Source organism: Sulfitobacter sp. R86518 (genome assembly GCF_042466275.1).
In the GTDB taxonomy this organism is placed as follows: Bacteria; Pseudomonadota; Alphaproteobacteria; order Rhodobacterales; family Rhodobacteraceae; genus Sulfitobacter; species Sulfitobacter pontiacus.
Genome location: NZ_JAXHCA010000005.1, coordinates 1,596,533 through 1,618,819 on the forward strand (window position 1 = coordinate 1,596,533; position 22,287 = coordinate 1,618,819).

General features: G+C 60.3%; 21 protein-coding genes and 1 tRNA gene. 8 read left to right on the forward strand and 14 right to left on the reverse strand.

The window, feature by feature from the left end; translation table 11 throughout:
- Window positions 1-16 precede the first annotated feature (16 nt).
- From SJY36_RS08740 to SJY36_RS08765, 6 genes are read left to right on the forward strand one after another with little or no spacing between them, the layout of a single operon-like run.
- Window positions 17-796 carry an ABC transporter ATP-binding protein gene (locus SJY36_RS08740; RefSeq protein ID WP_005853630.1) on the forward strand — a complete coding sequence of 260 codons (780 nt, stop codon included), beginning with the start codon at window positions 17-19 and terminating at the stop codon, window positions 794-796.
- Entirely contained in the window at window positions 793-1,359 is a 567-nt protein-coding gene (locus tag SJY36_RS08745) for a hypothetical protein (protein ID WP_051577590.1), read from the forward strand. The genes SJY36_RS08740 and SJY36_RS08745 overlap by 4 nt, the downstream gene beginning before the upstream one ends.
- 11 nt (window positions 1,360-1,370) lie before the next feature.
- Window positions 1,371-2,192 carry an ABC transporter ATP-binding protein gene (locus tag SJY36_RS08750; protein WP_081781256.1) on the forward strand — a complete coding sequence of 274 codons (822 nt, stop codon included), beginning with the start codon at window positions 1,371-1,373 and terminating at the stop codon, window positions 2,190-2,192.
- Between the two features lie 21 nt (window positions 2,193-2,213).
- The gene (locus SJY36_RS08755) at window positions 2,214-2,642 is read left to right on the forward strand and encodes a hypothetical protein (protein ID WP_168592054.1); all 429 of its coding nucleotides are present in this window, start codon (window positions 2,214-2,216) and stop codon (window positions 2,640-2,642) included.
- Window positions 2,642-3,652, forward strand: coding sequence for a branched-chain amino acid ABC transporter permease (locus tag SJY36_RS08760; RefSeq protein ID WP_005853635.1), 1,011 nt, complete (start codon window positions 2,642-2,644; stop codon window positions 3,650-3,652). Before SJY36_RS08755 ends, SJY36_RS08760 begins: the two co-directional genes overlap by 1 nt.
- Window positions 3,649-4,953 (forward strand): branched-chain amino acid ABC transporter permease, encoded by a 1,305-nt coding sequence (locus SJY36_RS08765; RefSeq protein ID WP_386174347.1) that lies wholly within the window; start codon window positions 3,649-3,651, stop codon window positions 4,951-4,953. The genes SJY36_RS08760 and SJY36_RS08765 overlap by 4 nt, the downstream gene beginning before the upstream one ends.
- Before the next feature lie 71 nt (window positions 4,954-5,024).
- On the opposite strand, the gene SJY36_RS08770 is transcribed toward SJY36_RS08765, so the two are convergent.
- Window positions 5,025-6,575, reverse strand: a complete 1,551-nt coding sequence (locus SJY36_RS08770; protein ID WP_386174350.1) for a helicase HerA-like domain-containing protein — start codon at window positions 6,573-6,575, stop codon at window positions 5,025-5,027.
- Between the two features lie 511 nt (window positions 6,576-7,086).
- Here SJY36_RS08770 and SJY36_RS08775 point away from each other — a divergent pair.
- Window positions 7,087-7,737, forward strand: a complete 651-nt coding sequence (locus SJY36_RS08775; protein WP_081781255.1) for an invasion associated locus B family protein — start codon at window positions 7,087-7,089, stop codon at window positions 7,735-7,737.
- 88 nt (window positions 7,738-7,825) lie between these two features.
- Here SJY36_RS08775 and SJY36_RS08780 read toward each other — a convergent pair whose 3' ends face one another.
- From SJY36_RS08780 to SJY36_RS08795, 4 genes are read right to left on the reverse strand one after another with little or no spacing between them, the layout of a single operon-like run.
- Window positions 7,826-9,034 carry a beta-ketoacyl synthase gene (locus SJY36_RS08780; protein WP_005853643.1) on the reverse strand — a complete coding sequence of 403 codons (1,209 nt, stop codon included), beginning with the start codon at window positions 9,032-9,034 and terminating at the stop codon, window positions 7,826-7,828.
- A gap of 3 nt (window positions 9,035-9,037) precedes the next feature.
- Window positions 9,038-9,295, reverse strand: a complete 258-nt coding sequence (locus SJY36_RS08785; protein ID WP_009824672.1) for an acyl carrier protein — start codon at window positions 9,293-9,295, stop codon at window positions 9,038-9,040.
- A 35-nt stretch (window positions 9,296-9,330) separates the two neighbouring features.
- Window positions 9,331-10,428: a UDP-3-O-(3-hydroxymyristoyl)glucosamine N-acyltransferase gene (gene lpxD / locus SJY36_RS08790; RefSeq protein WP_386174354.1), complete on the reverse strand. Its 1,098-nt coding sequence runs from the start codon at window positions 10,426-10,428 to the stop codon at window positions 9,331-9,333.
- 27 nt (window positions 10,429-10,455) lie between these two features.
- Entirely contained in the window at window positions 10,456-12,042 is a 1,587-nt protein-coding gene (locus SJY36_RS08795) for a murein L,D-transpeptidase (protein WP_005853649.1), read from the reverse strand.
- Between the two features lie 379 nt (window positions 12,043-12,421).
- On the opposite strand from SJY36_RS08795, the gene SJY36_RS08800 reads away from it, so the two are divergent.
- Window positions 12,422-12,967 carry a DUF882 domain-containing protein gene (locus tag SJY36_RS08800; RefSeq protein WP_005853653.1) on the forward strand — a complete coding sequence of 182 codons (546 nt, stop codon included), beginning with the start codon at window positions 12,422-12,424 and terminating at the stop codon, window positions 12,965-12,967.
- Window positions 12,968-13,049: 82 nt separating this feature from the next.
- On the opposite strand, the gene SJY36_RS08805 is transcribed toward SJY36_RS08800, so the two are convergent.
- The 9 genes from SJY36_RS08805 to SJY36_RS08845 all read right to left on the reverse strand — a co-directional run bounded on the left by SJY36_RS08805 (window position 13,050) and on the right by SJY36_RS08845 (window position 22,165).
- On the reverse strand, window positions 13,050-13,505 hold the full coding sequence (locus SJY36_RS08805; RefSeq protein WP_386174357.1) for a YqaA family protein: 456 nt from the start codon (window positions 13,503-13,505) through the stop codon (window positions 13,050-13,052).
- A 65-nt stretch (window positions 13,506-13,570) separates the two neighbouring features.
- Window positions 13,571-13,660 (reverse strand) — tRNA-Ser (locus SJY36_RS08810).
- An 82-nt stretch (window positions 13,661-13,742) separates the two neighbouring features.
- On the reverse strand, window positions 13,743-14,462 hold the full coding sequence (locus SJY36_RS08815; protein ID WP_386174360.1) for an alanyl-tRNA editing protein: 720 nt from the start codon (window positions 14,460-14,462) through the stop codon (window positions 13,743-13,745).
- A complete protein-coding gene (locus SJY36_RS08820) occupies window positions 14,459-16,801 on the reverse strand; it encodes a DUF3772 domain-containing protein (protein ID WP_386174363.1) in 2,343 nt (780 codons plus the stop codon). The genes SJY36_RS08815 and SJY36_RS08820 overlap by 4 nt, the downstream gene beginning before the upstream one ends.
- Window positions 16,798-17,832, reverse strand: coding sequence for a cysteine synthase A (locus tag SJY36_RS08825; RefSeq protein ID WP_386174366.1), 1,035 nt, complete (start codon window positions 17,830-17,832; stop codon window positions 16,798-16,800). Before SJY36_RS08825 ends, SJY36_RS08820 begins: the two co-directional genes overlap by 4 nt.
- 14 nt (window positions 17,833-17,846) lie before the next feature.
- Window positions 17,847-18,980 carry an NUDIX domain-containing protein gene (locus SJY36_RS08830; RefSeq protein WP_386174370.1) on the reverse strand — a complete coding sequence of 378 codons (1,134 nt, stop codon included), beginning with the start codon at window positions 18,978-18,980 and terminating at the stop codon, window positions 17,847-17,849.
- A 4-nt stretch (window positions 18,981-18,984) separates the two neighbouring features.
- Window positions 18,985-19,425: a TrgA family protein gene (locus SJY36_RS08835; protein WP_005853664.1), complete on the reverse strand. Its 441-nt coding sequence runs from the start codon at window positions 19,423-19,425 to the stop codon at window positions 18,985-18,987.
- Window positions 19,426-19,457: 32 nt separating this feature from the next.
- Window positions 19,458-20,666 carry a class I SAM-dependent methyltransferase gene (locus SJY36_RS08840; protein ID WP_386174373.1) on the reverse strand — a complete coding sequence of 403 codons (1,209 nt, stop codon included), beginning with the start codon at window positions 20,664-20,666 and terminating at the stop codon, window positions 19,458-19,460.
- 77 nt (window positions 20,667-20,743) lie between these two features.
- The gene (locus SJY36_RS08845; protein WP_386174376.1) at window positions 20,744-22,165 is read right to left on the reverse strand and encodes a cryptochrome/photolyase family protein; all 1,422 of its coding nucleotides are present in this window, start codon (window positions 22,163-22,165) and stop codon (window positions 20,744-20,746) included.
- Between the last annotated feature and the right edge of the window lie 122 nt (window positions 22,166-22,287).

Here is a 22,287-nt window from a genome sequence, read left to right on the forward strand (position 1 = left end):
ACGGGGAGACTACAAAATGATCGTCGTAGACGACATCCATAAACATTTCGGCGGGTTCCACGCCGTGGACGGGGCCAATCTGACCATCGGCAAAGGCACGATCACCGGTTTGATCGGCCCGAACGGTGCTGGCAAAACGACGCTGTTCAACGTGATCGCGGGGGTGCTGAAGCCGACCTCGGGGCGCGTGACGATGGACGGCGAGGATATCACCGGCCTGCCCCCCCATACGCTGTTTCACAAAGGGCTGCTGCGGACCTTCCAGATCGCGCATGAATTCTCGTCGATGACCTGCCGCGAGAACCTGATGATGGTGCCCGGCGATCAGGCGGGCGAGACGCTATGGAACACGTGGTTCGGGCGCAAGCGCATCGCCGATCAGGAACGCGCCTTGCGCGCCAAAGCCGACGAGGTGCTTGAGTTTCTGACGGTGGAGCATCTGGCCGAGCAGAAAGCGGGTCAGATTTCCGGCGGTCAGAAAAAGCTGCTGGAACTGGGGCGGACCATGATGGTCGACGCCAAGATCGTGTTCCTTGACGAGGTCGGGGCCGGTGTGAACCGCACGCTGCTCAATACCATCGGTGACGCGATCATCCGTCTGAACAAGGAACGCGGCTATACCTTTGTCGTGATCGAACACGACATGGATTTCATCGGCCGTCTGTGTGATCCGGTGATCTGTATGGCCGAGGGCAAGGTTCTCGCGCAAGGCACCCTGCCCGAGATCAAGGCCAACGAACAGGTGATCGAGGCCTATCTGGGCACCGGGCTCAAGAACAAGGCCGTGTCTGCATGAGACGGATGGCCACCGCATTGACGCTCTGCGCGGGATTTGCCCTGCCGCAGGCCGCTGCGGCCTGTGCGCAGCTTTCGGCGCAGGTCTGGATGTGCGATCGGGGCACCCCGTGGGAAGAAGCAACCTGGGACACGGTCGGCGACGGCTCCACCCGCTATCTGGGCGAGGTGATCCTGAACTTCACCCAAGAATGGCCCGGGTACGACATCGCCGACGGCACCTCGACGCTGGAAGAGCAATACGAGACCTATAGCGCCTGGATCGCGGCGGATGGCGGCCCTGCCCCCGAGGTGCTGAAGGTCGACCGGATCGACACCCCGATGGGCACGACCCTGCGCCACCTGCAATATGACGAGATCGAAGGCGACCGCACCATGAGCGCGGTCATGTTGTCGGATGTCGGATCAGCGCGGATTATGCTGTATCTCGATACCACCGACACAATGCCTTTGGATGAAATGGACAAGATGTCCTTTGAGGTGGCCATGATGCTGCGCGACACATGTGCGGATGAGATATCCTGCGCCGCGCCCATCCCTGCGGCAGCCCTGGACACCGAATGAAAGAGACTGACATGAGCAACCCATACGGCGACCGGGGCAATAAGGACCTGTCGATCGCGAACCCCAAAGGGCAAGGCACCGCGCAGCCGGTCAAAGGGGGCGGCAAAAGCCACCCCGCGCCGGGGGGCCCCTTCCTGATCGGCGACACGATGACGGGCGGTTATGGCAAGGGCCCCGATATCCTGCACGGCTGCACCATCGCCGTCGAAAAGGGTGAGATCGCCGTCATCGTCGGCCCCAATGGCGCGGGCAAGTCCACGGCGATGAAGGCGGTCTTTGGCATGCTCGACGTGCGCCAGGGCCATGTGCGGCTGGACGGCGAAGACATCACCTCGCTGTCGCCGCAAGACCGTGTGGCCAAGGGGATGGGGTTCGTGCCGCAGACCTCGAACATCTTTACCTCGATGACGGTGGAAGAAAACCTCGAGATGGGGGCGTTCATCCGCCGCGATGATTTCCGTGATACGATGGCGCAGGTCTATGACCTTTTTCCGATCCTCAAGGAAAAGCGCTATCAGGCCGCGGGCGAGCTGTCGGGCGGGCAACGCCAGCAGGTCGCTGTGGGCCGCGCGTTGATGACGCAGCCGAAGGTGCTGATGCTGGACGAACCCACCGCTGGCGTATCCCCCATTGTGATGGACGAACTGTTCGACCGCATCATCGAGGTCGCGCGGACCGGTATTCCGATCCTGATGGTGGAACAGAACGCCCGCCAAGCGCTAGAGATTGCGGATAAGGGCTATGTTCTGGTGCAAGGGGCCAATGCCTTTACCGGCACAGGCAAAGAGCTTTTGGAAGACCCCGAAGTTCGCAAGTCCTTTCTGGGGGGTTAAGCGATGCGATGGACCCTTCCGATGGCCCTATTGGCAACCACGGCGCCAGCCTTGGCGCAGGACAGCGTTGCCACGACCGCTGCAACAGCCCCGACCGCCGCAGCCGCTACGGCCCCCGCAGAGCCCTTCCAGCAGACGATTGCGATCGCCTGCCGCTTTACGTGGGAATGTGTGGAGAACGAGCCCTGCACCGAGACAGAGTTCACCCCCGACATCACCGGTAACGCAGGCGGAGCCTCTGCCGATGCGCTGACGGTTCAATCACAAATGGTCAGCGACGCCGAAACCGTCGACATGACCGGCACGAAACAGGTCAAGGCGCTGTCCCTGACGGGGGGTGGGTTTGATGCCCGCCACCTGCTGAGCATCGCCACCGACGGGGCCTCCCGTTATACCGTGCATTACGCTGATGGGCCGATTGTCATCAGCTATCTAGGGACATGCAAATAATGGATTTACTCAACGCTTTCATCGCCTTGGCCAACTATGTGCTGGTTCCGGGCATCGCCTACGGGTCGCAGCTGGCGCTTGGTGCGCTTGGGGTGACGCTGGTCTATGGCATCTTGCGGTTCTCGAACTTTGCCCATGGCGACACGATGGCGCTTGGCGCGATGTCCGCCGTGCTGATCACCTGGGGTTTCCAGTCGCTGGGGCTGAGCCTGGGCGTCCTGCCGACCGCCTTGCTGGCGCTGCCATTCGCGATCATCATCACCATCGGGCTGCTGCTTGGCACAGACAAGCTGGTCTATAGTTTCTACCGCGAAAAGAAGGCCAAGCCGGTGATCTTTGTCATCGTCTCGCTGGGGGTGACATTCGTCTATAACGGCATCACCCGCTTTATCATCGGCGCAGAGGATCAACGGTTTCTGGATGGCGAACGCTTCATCATCTCGGCCCGCGACTTCAAAGAGATGACGGGGCTTGAGGAAGGTCTGGCGATCAAAACGACCCAAGGGCTGACCGTGGTGACGGCTGTCATCGTGGTTGCCGCACTGTTCTGGTTTCTGAACAAGACACGCTCGGGCAAATCCATGCGCGCCTACTCTGACAACGAGGATCTGGCGCTGCTGTCGGGCATCAATCCTGAACGCGTGGTCATGATCACCTGGATCATTGTGGCCTGTCTGGCGACCACCGCAGGCGTGCTGTATGGCTTGGATAAGTCCTTTAAACCTTTCACCTATTTCCAACTGCTGCTGCCGATCTTTGCCGCCGCGATCGTGGGCGGTCTTGGTAGCCCGATCGGTGCCATCGCGGGGGGCTTTGTTATCGCGTTCTCCGAGGTGACGATCACCTATGCGTGGAAAAAGGTCTTTGGCTACCTCGCACCCGAGGGGATGGCCCCCGACGGCTTGGTGCAGCTTTTGTCCACCGACTATAAATTCGCCGTCAGCTTCGTGATCTTGTTGATCGTGCTGCTGTTCAAACCCACAGGTCTGTTCAAGGGGCAATCGGTATGAACGAGACACTGAAAAACACCGCTCTTTTCGCCATTGTCGCGCTGCTGATCGTACTGACCGGGCTTGCGCAAAGCTGGAACGCGGCGCTGCTGATCATTGCGATGGGGCTGATCTCCAGCATCATGGCACTTGGCGTGAACCTGCAATGGGGCTTTGCGGGGCTGTTCAACGTGGGCATCATGGGGTTTGTCGCCCTTGGCGGTCTGGCCGCTGTGCTGATCGGCATGCCCCCCACGCAAGACGCATGGTCCGCGGGGGGCTGGGGGATCCTCACAGCCCTGCTGATGGGGGCCGCGACGATCATTCTGGCGGTTCAGGTGATGAAACGCATGGCCAAGGGATGGCTGCGCACGCTGGTCGTTCTGGTGGTGTTGGTGGCGGGGTTCTTTATCTTCCGCGCCCTGCTCGACCCATCCGTGAGCGCGGTCGAGGCCGTGAACCCCGCGACGACCGGCTATCTTGGCGGGCTTGGCCTGCCGGTGATCATTGCCTGGCCCGTAGGCGGGCTGTTTGCAGCCGGAGCGGCGTGGCTGATCGGGAAAACCGCGCTTGGGCTGCGGTCGGATTACCTAGCGATCGCGACCCTGGGCATCGCCGAGATCATCATCGCCGTGCTCAAGAACGAAGACTGGCTGTCGCGGGGCGTCAAGAACGTCATTGGCATCCCGCGCCCCGTCCCCTATGAGATCGACCTGCAAAATAACGCGGGCTTTGTCGAACAGGCGGCCGGCTTTGGGCTGAACCCGGTAGAGGCATCGACGCTTTGGGTGAAGTTCCTGTATGTGTGTCTGTTCGCCGTCGTACTCTTGGTGCTGATGTGGCTAAGCCAGCGGGCGCTGAATTCGCCCTGGGGCCGCATGCTGCGCGCGATCCGCGACAATGAGGTCGCAGCCGAAGCCATGGGCAAGGACGTGACCGCACGGCACTTGCAGGTGTTCATTCTCGGCTCTGCCATCTGCGGGATTGCCGGCGCGATGATGACCACGCTGGACAGCCAGTTGACGCCCGGATCCTACCAGCCGCTGCGCTTCACCTTCCTGATCTGGGTCATGGTGATCGTTGGCGGGTCCGGCAACAATCTAGGGGCCGTGCTGGGGGGCTTTCTGATGTGGTACCTTTGGGTGATGGTTGAACCCATGGGGCTGTGGCTGATGCAATTGGTCACCGCGGGCATGTCCGACGGCTATTGGCTGAAAGACCACCTGATCGAGTCCGCTGCGCATATGCGGTTGATGACGATGGGGGCGGTCTTGCTGCTGGTATTGCGGTTCAGCCCGCGCGGGTTGATCCCCGAGAAGTAAAAGAAAAGGCCTTATCCCTTGCGGGATAAGGCCAGCCTTCGGCGAGGATTTATTGCCATTTGGAAGCGCGTTCAGCGTCCTTTGAACAACCCGCCCAAGATTCCGCGCACGATGCGCCGGCCGGTTGTGCCTTTCAACTCCTTGATCACCACACTCGCGATGGCACCGCCAAAGCTGTCGTCGCTTTTGGTCGTGCGTTTCGAGGTAGAGCGCGTGACCCGTTTGCCTGCATAGCGCCGCGCTGCGTTGAATTCGCGCAAGGCGGGGGATGTGTCTTCGGCCTCGGCTTGTTCCTCGGCCTGTGCTGCCTCTTTCGCGGCGTCTTCGGCGCGTTTGGCCAGCATTTCGAACGCGGAGGCGCGATCAAGGCGGGTGTCGTATTTCCCCGCCATCGGGCTTTGCGCCATCAGGGCCGCGCGGGTGGCCGGATCGATCGGACCAAGCTGCGAGGATGGTGGCCGGATCAGGGTGCGTTCCACGATGCCGGGGATCCCTTTTTTCTGCAGCATGGAGGTCACGGCCTCGCCCACGCCCACATCGCGGATCGCGTCTTCGGTCTCAAACCGCGGGTTCCCGCGGTAGGTTTCGGCGGCAAGGCGCAGCGCCTTGCGATCACGCGCGGTGAAGGCGCGCAAGGCGTGCTGGATGCGGTTGCCCAATTGGCCAAGGATATCTTCGGGCACGTCTGCGGGGTTCTGTGTGATGAAATACACGCCCACGCCCTTGGAGCGGATCAGCCGCGCCACCTGTTCAACCTTGTCGACCAGCGCTTTGGGGGCGTCATCAAACAGCAGATGCGCCTCGTCGAAGAAGAACACCAGTTTGGGTTTATCGGGGTCGCCGACCTCTGGTAGTTCCTCGAAGAGTTCTGACAGCAACCACAGCAGGAAGGTCGCGTAGAGCTTGGGCGAGTGCATCAGCTGGTCGGCCGCGAGGATATTGATAAAACCGCGCCCGTCCGTGTCTGTGCGCATCAGGTCGGTCAGGGCCAGCGCGGGTTCCCCAAAGAGATCAGCCGCGCCTTGGTTTTCCAGCACCAGCAAGCGCCGCTGGATCGCCCCGACCGAGGCCGACGACACATTGCCGTAGCGCAGCGCCAGGGTCGAAGCGTTTTCCCCGATCCAGACCAGCAGCGCCTGCAGATCCTTGAGATCCAGCAGCGGAAGCCCGTCTTCGTCAGCAACGCGGAACGCGATGTTGAGGATACCTTCTTGGGCCTCCGTCAGATCGAGAAGCTGCGCCAGCAGCAAGGGCCCCATTTCCGAGATTGTCGTCCGCACCGGATGCCCCTGTTTGCCGAACATATCCCAGAAGGTGACCGGAAAGGCGCTGTAGTCGAAATCGTCAAAGCCGATGGTCTGGGCGCGCTCTGAAAAGGGGGTGTGCAGCTTGTGGCTGGCAGAGCCTGCCTGCGCCAGCCCTGACAGATCGCCTTTGACGTCGGACAGAAACACCGGAACCCCTGCGGCGGAAAACCCTTCGGCCAGGATTTGCAGCGTGACGGTTTTGCCTGTGCCCGTGGCCCCCGCGACCAATCCATGACGGTTGGCATAGCCGATGTTGAGAAACTGTTTCGTCGCGTAGTCTTCGCCACCGCCGCCGATGAAGATATCATTTGTCACGTATTTAATTCCTTTTGGGCCAATAACCTGCAGCCAAAGTGCAGAGCGAGCATACAAACTTAACCTTTTCACACCATAGTGATTTTGTCGTCGGTCGTGATGTCCTTTTCGTGCTGGCGGCACTTCCTCCCTGTCAGACTTGGCCGCGCCTTCGGGTGCGGCCCTTTTTACGTTGGAGGTCCGTTTTACGCGCTTGAAACCGCTGTGATATTTTATGTTGACGGTGCCCGAATGCTTTCGTAACGTGCTTTCAATAAGTCGGCCAAGTCCGATGGGGAGAACGAAGAACAGGGAAAAGGACGCATCGCGTCCTTTTTTCTATTTCAGCCCCCCGCGCCCGGCCTCTTCCCCGTGAAAACCTGATGAAATAGGCAATATTTTGCCTTAAATCACGATGGTTTCAGCGCTATCGTCCTGACATTGGCATTGGCGCATGGTAGATGGCGTCGAATTTAACTGATTTGGAACGAGCATGAAAAAGTATATCACACTTCTCCCTCTCTGCGCGGCGATGGCTCTGACTATGCCCGTTTCCGGTTACGCACAGACTGCAGCCACGGAAACACCCGCAGCAACAGACGCCCCGGAAACGGCGGAGCCGACCGCTGAAGCGGCACCCGCGACGGAAGAAAACACCACCACCGGCAGCAGCACCGACGTACAGTCGCAGCTGAGCCTTGGTGAAGATGCCGACGGGGAGCCGACCCTGGGCAAGCCCTACACCAAAGAGGTGATCGGTGCCTGGGAGATGCGCTGTATCAAGACCGAAGAAGAGGTCGACCCCTGCCAGATGTACCAGTTGATGGATGATGGCCAAGGCGCGCCTGTCGCCGAATTCTCGCTGTTCCGCTTGCCAGCGGGCGGTAAGGCGACAGCCGGTGCCACTGTGGTTGTGCCGTTGGAAACGGCCCTGCCCTCGCAGCTGACGCTGACCGTCGATGGTGGCAAGGCGCGCCGCTATCCTTTCGCTTTCTGTAACCCCGTTGGTTGCTACGTCCGCATGGGCCTGACCGAAGCCGATGTCGCCGCGTTCAAACGCGGGAAAGAGGCCGTGATCACCATCGTGCCCGCGCTGGCGCCTGACCAGAAGGTAGAACTGTCGCTGTCGCTGGACGGGTTCACCGCAAGCTTCGACAAATCCTCGGTTGTTGAAGACCGGTAAGCAAATGTTTGGCCCTCGGGCCGTTAAGACGACAAAGCCGCCCCGTTTGACGCGGGCGGCTTTTTCATGGGCGGTGTCGCTGGTAAGATCAGATCGCGCGCAGCGCCAGTACCGCGTTCATGCCGCCAAAGGCAAAGGCGTTGGACAGCGCCACCGTGACCCGCGCATCGCGGGCCACATTGGGCACAACATCCAAGGCGCAGTCGGGGTCGGGCTCTTCGTAGCCGATGGTGGGGGCGATAACCCCGTCGCGCAGGGCCATGATGCAGGCCAAAAGCTCTACCGCGCCGGTGCCGCCGATCAGATGCCCATGCATCGATTTGGTCGAGCTGATCATCAGCCTGTCTGCATGGGTGCCGAACACATCTGCCACCGCCGCACATTCGGTTTTATCATTGGCTGCCGTGCCCGTGCCATGGGCGTTGATATAGCCCACCTCGTCCGGATTGATCCGGGCGTCGTCCAACGCGCCTTTGATCGCGCGAGCAGCACCCGCCTTGGACGGCATCACAATGTCCGACGCGTCAGAGGACATGGCAAAGCCCGATACTTCGCACAGGATATCAGCCCCGCGGGCGCGGGCGTGGTCATATTCCTCGAACACGAAAATGCCTGCGCCTTCGCCCTGCACCATACCATTGCGATTGGCCGAGAACGGGCGGCAGGCGTCGCGCGACATCACGCGCAGCCCTTCCCACGCCTTGACCCCGCCAAAGCACATCATCGATTCAGATCCGCCCGTGACCATCGCCGGTGCCATCCCGCTGCGGATCATCGAAAATGCCTGCGCCATCGCGTGGTTCGAGGAAGCGCAGGCAGTTGAAACGGTGAAGGATGGCCCCTTGAGGTGATGCTCCATGCTCACATGGCTGGCGGCGGCGTTGTTCATCAGGCGCGGCACCACAAAGGGATGCACGCGGTTCTTCCCTTCGGCATAGACCGCACGGTAGTTATCGTCCCATGTGCTGACCCCGCCGCCCGCCGTGCCAAGCACCACGCCGGATTTTGCCGAGAGCTCTCCCTTGAACTCAAGTCCCGATTGGCGGATCGCCTCCGCCGCGGCGGCAAGGGTGAACTGGGTGAACCGGTCATAAAGCGCGATCTTCTGGCGGTTATACTGGCTTTCGCCGTCAAACCCGTGGACCTGACCGCCGATCTTGATCGACAGCCGATCCACGTCGCGGAAATCAAGCGGCCCGATTCCGCACACTCCGTTGCGCATGGCCGCAAGCGTATCGGGCACGTTCAATCCCAGCGGATTGACCGTGCCCGCCCCCGTAATCACGACACGTTTCACGCGTCAGGCCTGCTCGGCGCGCAGCCGTTCCACCCCTGCGACAATGCTGGCCACGCTAGAGATATCGAACCCCGTGGCGTCCGGCTGGTTCGCGTTGAACGGCACCGATACGTCGAATGTCTCTTCAATCGCGAAGATGCTTTCGACGATGCCCATGCTGTCGATGCCAAGGCTTTCGAGCGTGCTGTTCATGGTGACATCCGATGGCGTCAGAAACGCTTGATCGGCGATAATGCTGATGACCTGATCTTTGATGTTCATCCTAAGTCTCCGTCAGAACGGGCCATGCCTTGGCCCTAGCTTGTCTCACTGTCTTTGGAGGTGCCCATCTGGGATTTTAACGCCGCCACATCGCGAAGCAAGCGCGGCAAACGGCGCAGCGCTTTGTAGCCTTCAATCTGCTTGCCCATTTCCGTCGCGGGATAGCCCAGCAACGACCGGCCCGCGGGCGCGTTGGACAAGATCTTGGTGCCGCCGCCCGCGATCACCCCGTCGCCGATGGTGATATTGTCGCTGACGCCCACCTGACCCCCCAGCACCACGTTGTCGCCGATGGTCACGGAACCGGCGATACCGACCTGCCCGCACAGCAGACAGTTTTTGCCGACCACAACGTTATGCCCCAGATGCACGAGGTTATCGAGCTTGCTGCCGTCGCCAATCGCGGTGTTGCGAATGGTGCCGCTGTCAACCGTGCAGTTCATCCCGCATTCCACGTCGTTCCCGATGGTCACACTTCCAAGGGTGTGAATACGGGTCCATTGTTGCGCTTTTGTGTCGCCGCGATCACCAAGGGTCTTGCGTGTCTGTTCCACGGTGCTGGGCTCAGCCGTCACGAACGAAAACCCGTCGCCACCGATCCGCGCGCCCGGTTGTGCGATGAAATCATCGCCGATGCGCACCCGCGCGCCGATGCTGACGTGATCGCGCAGATAGGCGTTCTTACCCAGAACCGCGTCTGTCCCAATGTAGCACTGCGGCCCGATGACAGAACCAGCACCGATTTTCGCGCCCGCCGCCACAATCGCCAATGGCCCGACAGAGACGTCCTCGGCCAGTTCGGCGGTCTCATCAATAACGGCAGAGGGGTGGATGCCAGCCCCGAACCCCTGCCCCGGATCCATCATGCGGGTCAGTCCCGACATGGCAAAGCGCGGACGGTCCGGCAGGATGGCGGCCTTCAACCCCATCTCTTGCCAATCGGCATCGGGCCAGAGCATGGCCGCGCGGGCCGATCCGTCAGACAGCGATAGTGCGTATTTGGGGCTCATGGCGAGCGCGAGATCGTCGGGGCCCGCGTCTGCCGGCTCTGCCAGTTTGGCAATCGAAATGGAGGTATCGCCGACCGCTGGCAAGCCAAGCGCGTCGGCGATCTGTTGGATGGTGTAGGTCATGTGCGGTCTCCCCTTGTCAGGGACGAGTTAACCCTGAACCGCGCCCAATGCCACCCCCGCCTTGCTCAGCGCATCCCAGATACGGCCATCGCGACCATAGATATCGGCGCGATACTGCGTATGGCCGCGCGGTGTGGTGAAGGCGGTGCGGTAGATGATGTGGACCGGCACTTCGGTATCCAGATGGACGAAAGTCTCGCGGCCTGTGGCCAGTTGCCGTTTGAAATAGGCGACAGGATCAGCCGCTTGCGGGGCCAGCAGCGTATAGGCGAAATCAAACGGATCGGCGAGCCGCACGCAGCCGTGGCTAAAGGCACGAACGTCGCGGTCAAACAGGCTCTTGGAGGGCGTGTCGTGCAGGTAGATGTTGTATTTGTTGGGGAAAATGAACTTCACCAACCCAAGCGCATTGGTCCGTCCCGGCTTTTGGCGCATGCCATAGGGGAAGGTGCGCGCTGTATAGCGGCTAAAGTTTACAGACCCACGGCTGATGATCCGGCCGCGATTATCGATCAGATCAATATGACCAGCTGCATTGGGGTTGCGCTGCATCGACGGCAGATATTCCTTGGTCACGATCGACCGCGGCACCGTCCACGTCGGGTTGATGACGATATATTCCATCACATCCGAGAATTCAGGCGTCAGGCGGTCCGATTGGTTCGCCCCCACGACCGAGCGTGTCTCGAAGGTGACCTGCCCGTTGTCGACGACGGACGCAGTGAAGGCGGGGATATTGACCAGCACGTGACGTGCGCCGCGTTCCTTGTTCAACCAGCGTTCACGCTCCATCGCGACGATGACGGACTGCAGCCGCGTCTCGACGCTCTTGTTGATCTCGGCCATGGTGCCGGAGCCAGCGACGCCGTCCTCATTCAGCCCGTGATCTTTTTGAAAGCTGCGCACCGCCTCTTGCAACGTGGCGTCATAGGTCATCACGTTGGACCGTTTCAGATACCCCATCGACATCAACCGGTTGCGCAGCGCGACCACTTGCGTGCCTTGCGCCCCGGGCTTGAGCGAGGATGCAGGCACCGCGGGCCCCCAACCGCCTTGGGTCAGCAAATGCTCCATCCGCAGCTTTTCACGCATCAGGGCGTTATACTCCATCGTCCGCGGGCGCAGATTACGCAGGAACGGCGTCGGATCAGAAGAAATGAAATCGGTGATATAGGTCTGACGGTCCCGGTATGGCACTTCGCGCACGATGGACGGATCAATGCGCGACGGCACCAGCACGCCGGTTTGCAGATCACGGGCGTATTGCAGGAAAACGCGCGTCATCTCGACCTCGGCCAGCCCGCGATCCCGCGGGGTCTGCGCGTTTTTGAGCTTTTCCATCAGCCCTTGAGGGTCATAGCGTGCGACGGGTAGCCCGTGCAAATCAGCCGCGCGGATCGCTGACATAAGTGCGGCACGTCGGGCGCGCTGTGTCTCTGTCGCTTCGGTCCAGATCGGAGCATAGCCGTGGGTCCGGTAGTAGGCGGCGATATCCTCATCCCGCGCGGCGGCTTCGGCAACGGCCTGTTTGAACGCGGTCACCTGCGCAAAAGCGGGTTGCGGCGCGGTAAAGAGTGTCAGAGCTGTGGCAGCAGCCCCCAGAAAACCTGCCATGCGGCGAAATTTCCGCGATTGAATGCTTAAAATACGAGTTATTGATTCCCCCGAAATCGGTGAGCTTTGGATTTCCTAGATAGGCAGGGAACCCTATGCTCTTGTCCAATAACAATGCCCGTGAACTGAAAACTAAGGATAAATTGATGCTTATCGGCATCGCCCCTGTGGCAAAAATGAACAACCAACTAAGGGTTGCGCAAAAATTCGCCTAAATTTGTTGATGGATGGAACCTTTTCGATTCAGCACTTGGTTCAAGAATCGCGCTATGCCATAAATTGTTGCATCTGGGGATCGATGGAAAACTCCGTGTAACATCATGGAACCAAAGGCAGAAGACGGGACATACAATCAATGACTGGTAAGAGCACTTCGGGCATGACCCGGCGCTCCGTATTGGGCGCATTCGCAGCGACAGCCGTAGCAGCGGCACCGACCTTCGCAAACGCAGCAGGATTTTTGCGTGGGGCCGGCGATATTCGTCGCATCAAGATGTATTCCGGCCGGACCGGCGAACGCATCGACATGATCTATTGGATCGAAGGCAACTACATCAAAGATGCCGTATCCGAGCTGAACTATTTCATGCGTGACTGGCGTACAGATGGCGTCAAATCGATGGACCTGCGTACCGTGGACATCATGGCCGCGTCGCATAACCTTCTGGATGTGTCCGAGCCCTATATGCTTCTATCCGGCTACCGCAGCCCGCAGACCAACGCGATGCTGCGTTCCAGATCGCGCGGTGTGGCCAAGAACTCTCTCCATATGCGTGGTCAGGCGGCTGACCTGCGTCTGGCATCGCGTTCGGTGAACCAGATGGCACGTGCGGCAATTGCCTGTAACGGTGGCGGCGTTGGTCGCTATTCCGGCTCTAACTTCGTGCATATGGATTGCGGTCAGGTGCGTAACTGGGGCGGCTAAGCAGCTAAGGACGACCACGGAAACAAAGCGCCCTCGGGCGCTTTTTTCGTTTCAAGACAACGCGCTATTCGGTCTCTTTCGCTCAGCCGATCCACACAAGCGTCACCCAGGCCAGCACCCCATAGCGCAATGCTTTGCCGATGCCGACGATTGCGACGAAGGACCACAGCGGCTCTCTTAGCACCCCTGCGGTGACGGTCAGCGCATCGCCGACAACCGGAAACCAGCTTACCAGCAGCGACCAGCGGCCATAGCGTGCATACCACGTCTCGGCCCGCGCCATTTGCGACGGGGATGCAGGAAACCAGCGCTTGTGCTGGAACCGCAGCACCGCGTGCCCCAGCCCCCAATTCACCACCGACCCCAAGACATTGCCCACCGTGGCAACCGCCAGCAACCCCAGAACCCCGTGCTGGTCATGGATCATCAGCCCGACCAGCAACGCTTCGGATTGCATCGGTAGAATCGTCGCTGCAAGAAAGGCGACCGCGAAAAGGCTCAGGTAACCCGTCATCGACCCGCCCGAACCAACGGGCATCTGGCGACCCGTTCGGGGCGTCGGAACCGATCACCGTACAGGCGGAATATATCGTAAGGGGGGTATGGCGGACAGACAGGGATTCGAACCCTGGAGACGGTCTCCCGCCTACACACTTTCCAGGCGTGCGCCTTCGACCACTCGGCCACCTGTCCATTGAGGGGGTGTTTAACGTGACCTGCAGGCGGGGTGCAAGGGGTAAAACGCGCGAAATTCAACAAGATTTCAATGCGCCGTTCAGCTGTCGAGATGGACATAGATCCGGCGGGTGCCGCGCCCCTTTTTCTCAATCTTGCCAAGGCGTACCGCGCCAATCTCTCCGGTGCGGGCAACATGGGTGCCACCGCAAGGCTGCAGGTCGATCCATGCGTCACCCTCTCCGATTTGCACCAGACGCACGTTGGCCGCCGTGACCGGCGGTGCGACGGATAACGTCTTGACCAGCTCAGGCGCGGCTTGCAGTTCCTCTTGGGTGATCCTGTGATCCGTAATCGGCAAATCCTGCGCGATATAGGACGCCAACGCGTCCTCGATGCCGTCGCGATCCTCTGGCGCATCGGCAAGGTCAAAGTCGAGCCGCCCATGCGTGGCCGAGATTTGCCCTCCCACCACGGGGAACGGCACGACCACGGACAACAGATGCAGCAGGCTGTGCACCCGCATATGCCGGTGCCGGCGGTCCCAATCCAGCTTCTGCGTGACATGGGTGCCCGGCAGGGGGATTTCCTCGGGCTCGGCCGGAACCAGAATGATGGACCCGTCCAGCCCCTTGACCGTTGTCGCGATCGGCATGCGCTGCTTGTCCCAGTTCAGCCAACCGCTGTCCCCCGGTTGCCCGCCGCCCGTGGGATAGAACACCGTCCGGTCCAGCACGATCCCGCCCTCGTCGGTGATGGCGATGACTTTGGCGGCGCTGTCGCGGGCATAGGCGTCGGTGAGGTAGATCGGCTCGTTCAACTGTCCTCTCCATCCGGCTTAGAGGGTTTTTCGCCCGCGCGGGTGCGCAGCCATACGTCCCGCTGGGGAAAGGGCACCTCGATGTTTTCGGCGGCAAAGCGTTCGACGATGGCGTGGTTGATATCGCTTTTGACCGACATCATCCAATTCACGTCCCGCAGGAAGGCACGGATCTCGAACTCCAGCGCGTCGGCCCCGAAACGCACCAGCAGCACATTCGGCGCGGGGTTCGCAAGCACCAGCGGCTGGTCCTCTGCGATCTCGCGCAAGATCGCTTCGACGCGGCGGGTATCGGTGCCATAGGCCACCCCGACCGAGATAATGACCCGCCCCACGGTATTGCCACGGGTAAAGTTGGTCACCGTACCGCTGACAAGATCGGCGTTCGGGACAATCACATCGGTGCGGTCAAAGGTTTCGATCCGCGTGGACCGTACCGAAATATCGCGCACATAGCCGGACTTGCCACCGACCTCGATCCAGTCGCCTTCGGAAATGGGGCGTTCGATCAGCAGGATGATCCCCGACACGAAGTTGCTGACGATGTTCTGCAGACCGAAACCGATACCGACCGACAGCGCACCGGCAACGATGGCAAGCGAGCTAAGGTCAATGCCCGCCCCCGTGATCGCGGCCAGCGCGGCCAGAAAGATCCCAACATAGCCCAGCCCCGACAGCAGCGCGTTCTGCCCGCCGATGTCGATCTTGGTCTTGGGCAGGACATTGCTGCGCAGCGCCCCTTGCAGCAGCCGCGTGAGCAGATAGCCGATCGCAAAGATCACCGCGAAGGCCAGCAGGTTCGACGGCGAGATCTGGCTTTCCCCGATGGTGAACCCGCGCGAGAATGCGGCCCATAACTCGGTCAGGTCCGCGACCCGTGCGCCCCAGACCAGCGCAAGCACGGGCATCGCCAACAACAGCAAAATCAGACCGAAGAACAGCGGCATCAGCGCTTCGCGTGCGGCAACGCCCTGCCCCGTGATCGCGCCATAGACATCCGCAGAAAAGCGCTGCAGCGCCATGACCAGCCCCAGCACGGCTAGTGTCGTCACATAAGGGCGCAGGATCGCATCCGACAGATCTTGATAGCCAAAGGCATACAGCAGCGGTGCCACCACAGAGACCGCAATAGCCCCCAGCCCGGCACCGCGTACAACCCGCGCATGGGACGATGCTTTGGTCATGCCATCCGCGTTTGGCGTATCCTCTTCGGGTTCACGGTAGCTGCGCAGGATACGACCGATCTGGAACAGCGCGAGACTGGTCAGCACCGCCAGCGGGAATTGCACCACCGCGCGTGTCGCCAAGCTGGGGTCGCCGATTTCAAGCACCGTCAGCGCCACGATAGACAGGATCATCACGAAGGTGATCGCGTTCACGTAGAGCCGTGCGGATTTACGTTGCTGTGCAGACAGCGGCAAAAGCGCTTCGTCTTCTTCGCGGGCAAAGACCCGTTCGGACACCCAGCGGAACCCGAAGATAAGCAGGCCAATCAGCGGCAGCAATTCAACGACCTGTGTCGCGCGTGTGCCCAGAAAACCCGATTGCCGTGCCGCGATTGTCAGCAGGTAGAGCCCCACTAGCGGGAACAGGATGCGCAACAAGGAGACGACAAAGCGCCAGATCCCCATGCCGCGCGCCTGATGAACGCGCAGGGTATGCGCAATCTTCATCGCCCAGACACGGCCGCGGAACAGCAAAAGCAAGCCGGCAATACCTGCGAAGAAAACGGTCGGCAGGTTGTTTTCCAACGTGTTCAGCGCGCTGTCCGTATCCTGTTCAGCACTTTCCTGCCAGAAAGCGGCAAAGGCATCCTGCATCTCGACCAGCGCGGGCCCCCAATAGACGGGGTTCAGCGGCGACGGCGTGGTGCGGAGCAGCCGTTCGGTCTGGCGTTCGCGGATAATCTTGTCGATCTCGCGCACCAGTCCGTCTGCGCGCAGAAACTCGCGCTCTGCGATCTGAACGGGGGCCAGCAGGGTGTTCAGCTGCTGGTTGATGTCTGCGCGGGTCTTGGCCACCTCTGGCGCTTCGGGTTCGGCATTTTCGCCCTCGGGCGCTGTGCCCAAGGCGGCAAGCTGGTCACGCAGCGCGGCGATACGTTCAGCGTTCAGCGTGCGCGCGGCCTCGAACTCGGACCGGTAGTTGACGATACGCCCGCGCAGGCTGTCGAGTTCGGAAGTCGGTGTGTCGGCCTCTTCAACCGATTGTTCCGCCTTGACCGCAACACTATCCCATTGCTCCGCCGTTTCTTCGACGTCGGTCTGCGCGAAAGCCGCGGTCGTCAGGCAAAGCGCCAGAAGACCGCAGGCCAGAAGCCCCCTGAGCGTCGCGATCATTGGTCTTCGAAGACGCCGGGAATGGATTGTGGGGCGCGGTCCAGCCAAGCGGGCACGGGCAGATCCTTTTCGCGCAGGAAGTCGGGGTTGAACAGTTTCGACTGATAGCGCGTGCCAAAGTCGCACAGGATCGTCACGATTGTATGCCCCGGCCCCATATCCTTGGCCAGACGCACCGCACCGGCGACGTTCACACCCGACGACGCCCCAAGGCAAAGCCCTTCGTGTTGCAACAGGTCAAAGACATAGGGAAGCGCCTCGGCGTCCGAGACGTTGTAGCTGAAATCGGGCGTGAACCCTTCGAGGTTCTTGGTGATGCGAACCTGACCGATACCTTCAGCGATTGATCCGCCTTCAGCGACCAGTTCACCCTTGGTGTAATAGTTATGCAGCGCGGCCCCGTCCGGGTCGGCAATCGCGATCTTCACGCCCTTGGGCTGCAACGCCATGCCGATCCCGGCCAGCGTGCCGCCAGATCCTACCGCACAGCAGAATCCGTCAACCTTGCCGCCGGTCTGCTCCCAGATCTCGGGGCCGGTGGTTTCGATATGCGCCTGACGGTTGGCGACGTTGTCGAACTGGTTGGCCCAGATCACACCTTCGTTCGTGGTGCGCGCCAGTTCATTCGCGAGCCGTTCCGAGTAGCGCACAAAGTTGTTGGGGTTGCGGTAGGGTGCCGCGGGCACCTGCACCAGCTCGGCCCCGGCAAGGCGCAGCATGTCTTTCTTTTCCTGACTTTGCGTTTCAGGAATGACGATCACGGTTTTGAACCCCATCGATGCACCGACCAGTGCCAGCCCGATACCGGTGTTCCCTGCCGTGCCTTCGACAATCGTGCCGCCGGGTTTCAGCGCACCCTTGACGATGGCATCCTGAATGATGAACAGCGCAGCACGGTCCTTGACCGACTGGCCGGGGTTCATGAATTCTGCCTTGCCGTATATCTCGCAGCCGGTTTCCTCGCTCGCCTTGCGCAGACGAATAAGAGGGGTGTTGCCAATGGCCTGCGCCAGATCAGATGCGACGTGCATGGGATGCTCCTAAATCAAGTTACCTCCGGTGTAGCGGCGGGCGCTTCCAACCTCAAGCGTTCCCGATGCCGCGCAAGCCAGTAAGCGGCAATCACCAGCGGCGCATTGGCAGCTTCAAGCTGGTCCACCATGGTCATCAGCGCATCAAAGCCGATGAGATGGGACCGGATATCCTCGTTTTCGGCCTCAAGCCCGTTCACGCCGGTGCTATCATCGGGCAAATCGGCAAGGCCCAGATAGATATAGAAAAATTCCGTAGAATCCCCCGGGGAGGCATAGACTTCCGCGATTTTTTCAAGCTTGCGCAGGGTCAGACCCGCTTCTTCCTGCGCCTCGCGGTGCGCGGCGTCTTCGGGGCTTTCGCCCGGATCAACACGGCCCGCGATGGGTTCAAGCTGCCACTGCGCGCGATCCCCCCGCGCCACCGGCCCCATGCGCAGCTGCTCTACCAGCATCACCCGATCCCGCACCGGATCATAGGGCAGCACCAGCGCGGCATCGGTTGCGACGAAGACCGCACGCTCCAGCACATCGGTCATCGTGCCGTCGAAACGCTCGTGGGCGAGGTGATATTCGTTCAGCGCGAAATAATTGGTATAGGCGCGGTCAATCCGGTCGATCCGGACCTTGCCGTCCAGCGTCCCTGCCCCGTGTTTCGACCGAAGCGCATTCACCTGCGCCGCTGCCCGTGACCGGATCATCGGGAACATCTGCGCCACGCGGTCGGCAGTATAGACGCCGAAATAGTCCATCACCTCGCGCGCGGCAAAGCAGCTGAGCGCACCCCAGTCTGCCTGCCACTGCGTCAGCGACCACGGGTCACGTGTCGTCCATTGATCGGGCCGCGCGAAATAGCCCAAAGCCTTTGCGCCGCTTTCCAACGTGATTTCCTGCAGGTCGTAGGCAAAGCTGCCCTCGTAGAAATTCAACCGGTCCAGATCGTTCTGCCCCAGCCCGCGCAGCAACACCCCTTCGGCGGATTGGCCCGGTGCCGCCACGATGCAGGGGAACGGCCCCTCGACCACGGACAAGGCGATGTGATCTGGCAAACGGTCCGGCGAGATGTCAAGCCGGTCCGCCGCGCGCCCCATCACAATTTCAAGCAGGGGCACATGCCGCAACGACCCATAGAGGAAAAGATCTGTCATCGGCTTAAGGGAACTTGCTGTCGATAAGGTTTGTGATCACGCCACTGACGGCACCGCCAATCAACACGACCGCGATGATCGGCACTGTCGCCATAATCAGGAAGTATTCGGCACCGATACCGATCATGCCCACCAGCGCCTCTCCGACACCGCCATAGCGGTGCATCATCGCGTTCTCGATCATCTCGCGGCCTGCCTGGATGAACAGCCCCCAGAACACCAGAACCACGGCACCGGTCAGCCCGATGGTGATCCCTTCGGAAACGCCACCGCCCGCACGTGCCCCCATGACCCGCCACCCGACCGCGAGCCCGAGGGCAATATTGGTGGGAATGAAATACCCGAACTGGGTGGATTCAGGCATCAGGGGCATGATCATGCGCGAAAGGGCAAAGCCCATCAGCGCCAGGCAAAAAGCGGCTGTCAGGCGGGCAGCGGTCGGCATCGGGATTTCCTTAGACTACAAGCAATGCGCCCTCAGGCCGGACGCTTCACGGTAATCTGTGTCACATCGCAATTGCCGCTGTCAAAGGTAGACGCGCAAGAGGTGAGGTAGAAATCCCACATCCGCTTGAAGCGTTCGTCAAAGCCCATGCGCGCGATCTCTTCCCACTTCTCATTAAAGGTCGTATGCCAGCGGCGCAGCGTGACATCGTAGCTTTTTCCAAATTCGATAGACTTTTCAACGGCTAGTCCGGCATTCTCAACCTGTTGCTTCAACACCGTAGGGCTTGGCAGCATACCCCCCGGAAAGATATATTTCTGAATGAAATCAACGCCTCGCTTGTAAACCTTCCAGCGACGATCCGGCACGGTGATGATTTGCAAGGTCGCTTGACATCCAGGTTTAAGACAGTCGTGCAACGTATTGAAATACGACGGCCAATACTGTTCCCCAACGGCTTCGAACATCTCGATGCTGGCAATGCCATCGTAGGTGCCACGCTCGTCACGGTAATCTTGAAGTTTGAATTGAACGACATCTGCCAAGCCCGCGTTTTCAATACGTTCTTTGGCGTAGTTAAACTGCTCTTTGCTGATCGTGAGGCACGTCACCTTGAGCCCACGTTCCTTCGCTGCATATTCAGCGAAACCGCCCCAGCCGCAGCCGATTTCCAGCACATGGTCCCCAGCCGAGACCCCCATTTGATCCACCATAGAGGCATATTTCGCAGTCTGCGCCGCCTCTAGCGATTGTTGAAAGCCGTCCTCGAAAAGCGCGCTTGAATAGGTCATCGTGTCATCAAGCCACAATTTGTAGAAATCATTCCCCAAATCATAGTGATAGCTGATGTTCTTACGCGCTTGCTTCTTGCTGTTGCGCTGCAACCAGAAGCGCAGGGATTCAAATTTGCGGATCAACCCCATGCCGGGGAATGAATTGTAGATATCCTCATTCGCATGGGCCACGTCCATAAAGGCCTGCAGATCCGGTGTGCTCCACCATTCGTCAAGGTAGGCATCGCTGAAACCAAGATCACCCTCCCTGATAAGACGCGCAAACAAGTCATTGTTATGGATACGGATTTCCGCAACGGGCAGCGGGTTCTTTCCGGTTGCGCGAAAGCACCGCCCGTCGGGCAAAACAAAGTCGACCTGCCCGTTTTGCATTTCCTGCGCCATCGCAAAAACACGCGAGAAATATCGTGGAAGGGCAGTCTGCCCCTCGGTGCTGGTCAAAATCATTCGCTCTCCTGTATGCGCTTGGACGCGTATCTTATTGGTTTATGGGTGTTACGTGGGAGATCCACGTTTCATAAAGGTTAAAAGTTTCGCCCCTTATAGGTTTCAAGGGCCCGTTCGCGCCCTTCGTCCAGCGCGATGATCTTTTCGGGATAGTCATCATCCGCCGACAAGGGCCAACTGCGCGGGATCGCATCAAAGAATGCAAGTGCGTCCTTATGCGGATTGGCGCACCCCTCGGCGATCCAGCGACTGGCGTAGTCTCTATTCTTATCAAATTTATCCAGCTGTGTCTCGGGGTTAAACACGCGGAAATACGGAGACGCATCCGGCCCCGACCCCGCCGCCCATTGCCACCCCATCGCATTGCTCGCGGGGTCCCAGTCGATTAGGCAATGTTCAAACCACTTCTGCCCGATGTGCCAGTGACACATCAGATGTTTCGTCAGATAGCTCGCGACGATCATGCGGCCCCGGTTATGCATGCGGCCGGTGACATAGAGCTCGCGCATGGCGGCATCGACAAAGGGTTCGCCCGTGCGCCCCTGCTTCCAGGCCTTCACCTCGGCACGGCGTTCATCCTCGTTCCAGGGGAAGGCATCCCATTCCTCGCGCCAGTTATCGGTTAGCATCCGTGGCGTGTGATGCATCAAGTGATAGGCAAACTCGCGCCACACCAGCTCTTTCAGAAAGGTCTCCGCCCCCTGTTTGCCGTCGTGCAAGGCGCGCTGTGCGGCGTGCCAGCATTGATGCGGGCTGATCTCACCCAGCGACAGGTTCTCCGACAGGTTCGACGTGCCATCGGTGCCGGGAATGTCGCGGGTCTGCTTATAGTCGGCTACCCCATGCGCCATGAAGGCCCCCAGCCGCGACTGCGCGGCTTTTTCGCCCAGACAGACAAACGGGCGCACCACATCGGCACCACGGTCCATCGCAGCCCCCAAGCCCCACCCGTCCAGCGCATCACTGTCGGGCCAGCTTTCCGGCGCGAGCAGGTCCGAAGGTGCGGCCAGCGGGGGCTCAACATCGCGGGATTTGACGTTGTTCCAGAACGGCGTGTAGACCTTATAGCAGTCGCCCGCCTTGGTCTCGACCGTCCAGGGTTCGAACATAACGTGCCCCCCAAAGGATTTCGCCTCTATCCCGTCGTTGCACAGGATCTCTTTGATCTTGCTGTCGCGCTGCACGCTGTCCGGATCATAAAGCCGCGACCAATAGACGGTGCCCGCGCCCGTCTCCTTGATCAGAGCCTGTAATACCTCAAGCGCATCGCCTTCACGCAAGATCAGCCTGCTCGACACCCCCTCAAGACTGTCCGCCAGCGCCCCGATCCCCAAACCAAGACGCCATTTCGGTGCCGCGCCAAGGGCGTCGACACTCTTGTCCTTGATAAAGACGGGTATCACGGGCCGCCCCGCGTTTGCAGCGGCAGATAGGGCCGGATGATCGCTAAGCCGCAGATCGCGGCGATACCAAAGAAGGATGGGGCTTTTGTCGGACATGTCACACTTTGCGTTAAGGTGATGCAAAGCTAGTGCTGACCCCGCAAGGTCAAGGCCGTACCAGTCCCTAAATACGCCAAACGGCGACCCCAAGGGGCCGCCGCCAGACAAATCGTAGCCGT

What these genes read in the sequence shown, in the direction of transcription:
- SJY36_RS08740 (WP_005853630.1), top strand. Translation starts at nt 17, where the DNA reads ATGATCGTCGTAGACGACATCCATAAACATTTCGGCGGGTTCCACGCC.
- SJY36_RS08745 (WP_051577590.1), top strand. Translation starts at nt 793, where the DNA reads ATGAGACGGATGGCCACCGCATTGACGCTCTGCGCGGGATTTGCCCTG.
- SJY36_RS08750 (WP_081781256.1), top strand. Translation starts at nt 1,371, where the DNA reads ATGAGCAACCCATACGGCGACCGGGGCAATAAGGACCTGTCGATCGCG.
- SJY36_RS08755 (WP_168592054.1), top strand. Translation starts at nt 2,214, where the DNA reads ATGGCCCTATTGGCAACCACGGCGCCAGCCTTGGCGCAGGACAGCGTT.
- SJY36_RS08760 (WP_005853635.1), top strand. Translation starts at nt 2,642, where the DNA reads ATGGATTTACTCAACGCTTTCATCGCCTTGGCCAACTATGTGCTGGTT.
- SJY36_RS08765 (WP_386174347.1), top strand. Translation starts at nt 3,649, where the DNA reads ATGAACGAGACACTGAAAAACACCGCTCTTTTCGCCATTGTCGCGCTG.
- SJY36_RS08775 (WP_081781255.1), top strand. Translation starts at nt 7,087, where the DNA reads ATGGCTCTGACTATGCCCGTTTCCGGTTACGCACAGACTGCAGCCACG.
- SJY36_RS08785 (WP_009824672.1), bottom strand. Translation starts at nt 9,295, where the DNA reads ATGAACATCAAAGATCAGGTCATCAGCATTATCGCCGATCAAGCGTTT.
- lpxD (WP_386174354.1), bottom strand. Translation starts at nt 10,428, where the DNA reads ATGACCTACACCATCCAACAGATCGCCGACGCGCTTGGCTTGCCAGCG.
- SJY36_RS08795 (WP_005853649.1), bottom strand. Translation starts at nt 12,042, where the DNA reads ATGGCAGGTTTTCTGGGGGCTGCTGCCACAGCTCTGACACTCTTTACC.
- SJY36_RS08800 (WP_005853653.1), top strand. Translation starts at nt 12,422, where the DNA reads ATGACCCGGCGCTCCGTATTGGGCGCATTCGCAGCGACAGCCGTAGCA.
- SJY36_RS08805 (WP_386174357.1), bottom strand. Translation starts at nt 13,505, where the DNA reads ATGCCCGTTGGTTCGGGCGGGTCGATGACGGGTTACCTGAGCCTTTTC.
- SJY36_RS08820 (WP_386174363.1), bottom strand. Translation starts at nt 16,801, where the DNA reads ATGATCGCGACGCTCAGGGGGCTTCTGGCCTGCGGTCTTCTGGCGCTT.
- SJY36_RS08825 (WP_386174366.1), bottom strand. Translation starts at nt 17,832, where the DNA reads ATGCACGTCGCATCTGATCTGGCGCAGGCCATTGGCAACACCCCTCTT.
- SJY36_RS08830 (WP_386174370.1), bottom strand. Translation starts at nt 18,980, where the DNA reads ATGACAGATCTTTTCCTCTATGGGTCGTTGCGGCATGTGCCCCTGCTT.
- SJY36_RS08835 (WP_005853664.1), bottom strand. Translation starts at nt 19,425, where the DNA reads ATGCCGACCGCTGCCCGCCTGACAGCCGCTTTTTGCCTGGCGCTGATG.
- SJY36_RS08840 (WP_386174373.1), bottom strand. Translation starts at nt 20,666, where the DNA reads ATGATTTTGACCAGCACCGAGGGGCAGACTGCCCTTCCACGATATTTC.
- SJY36_RS08845 (WP_386174376.1), bottom strand. Translation starts at nt 22,165, where the DNA reads ATGTCCGACAAAAGCCCCATCCTTCTTTGGTATCGCCGCGATCTGCGG.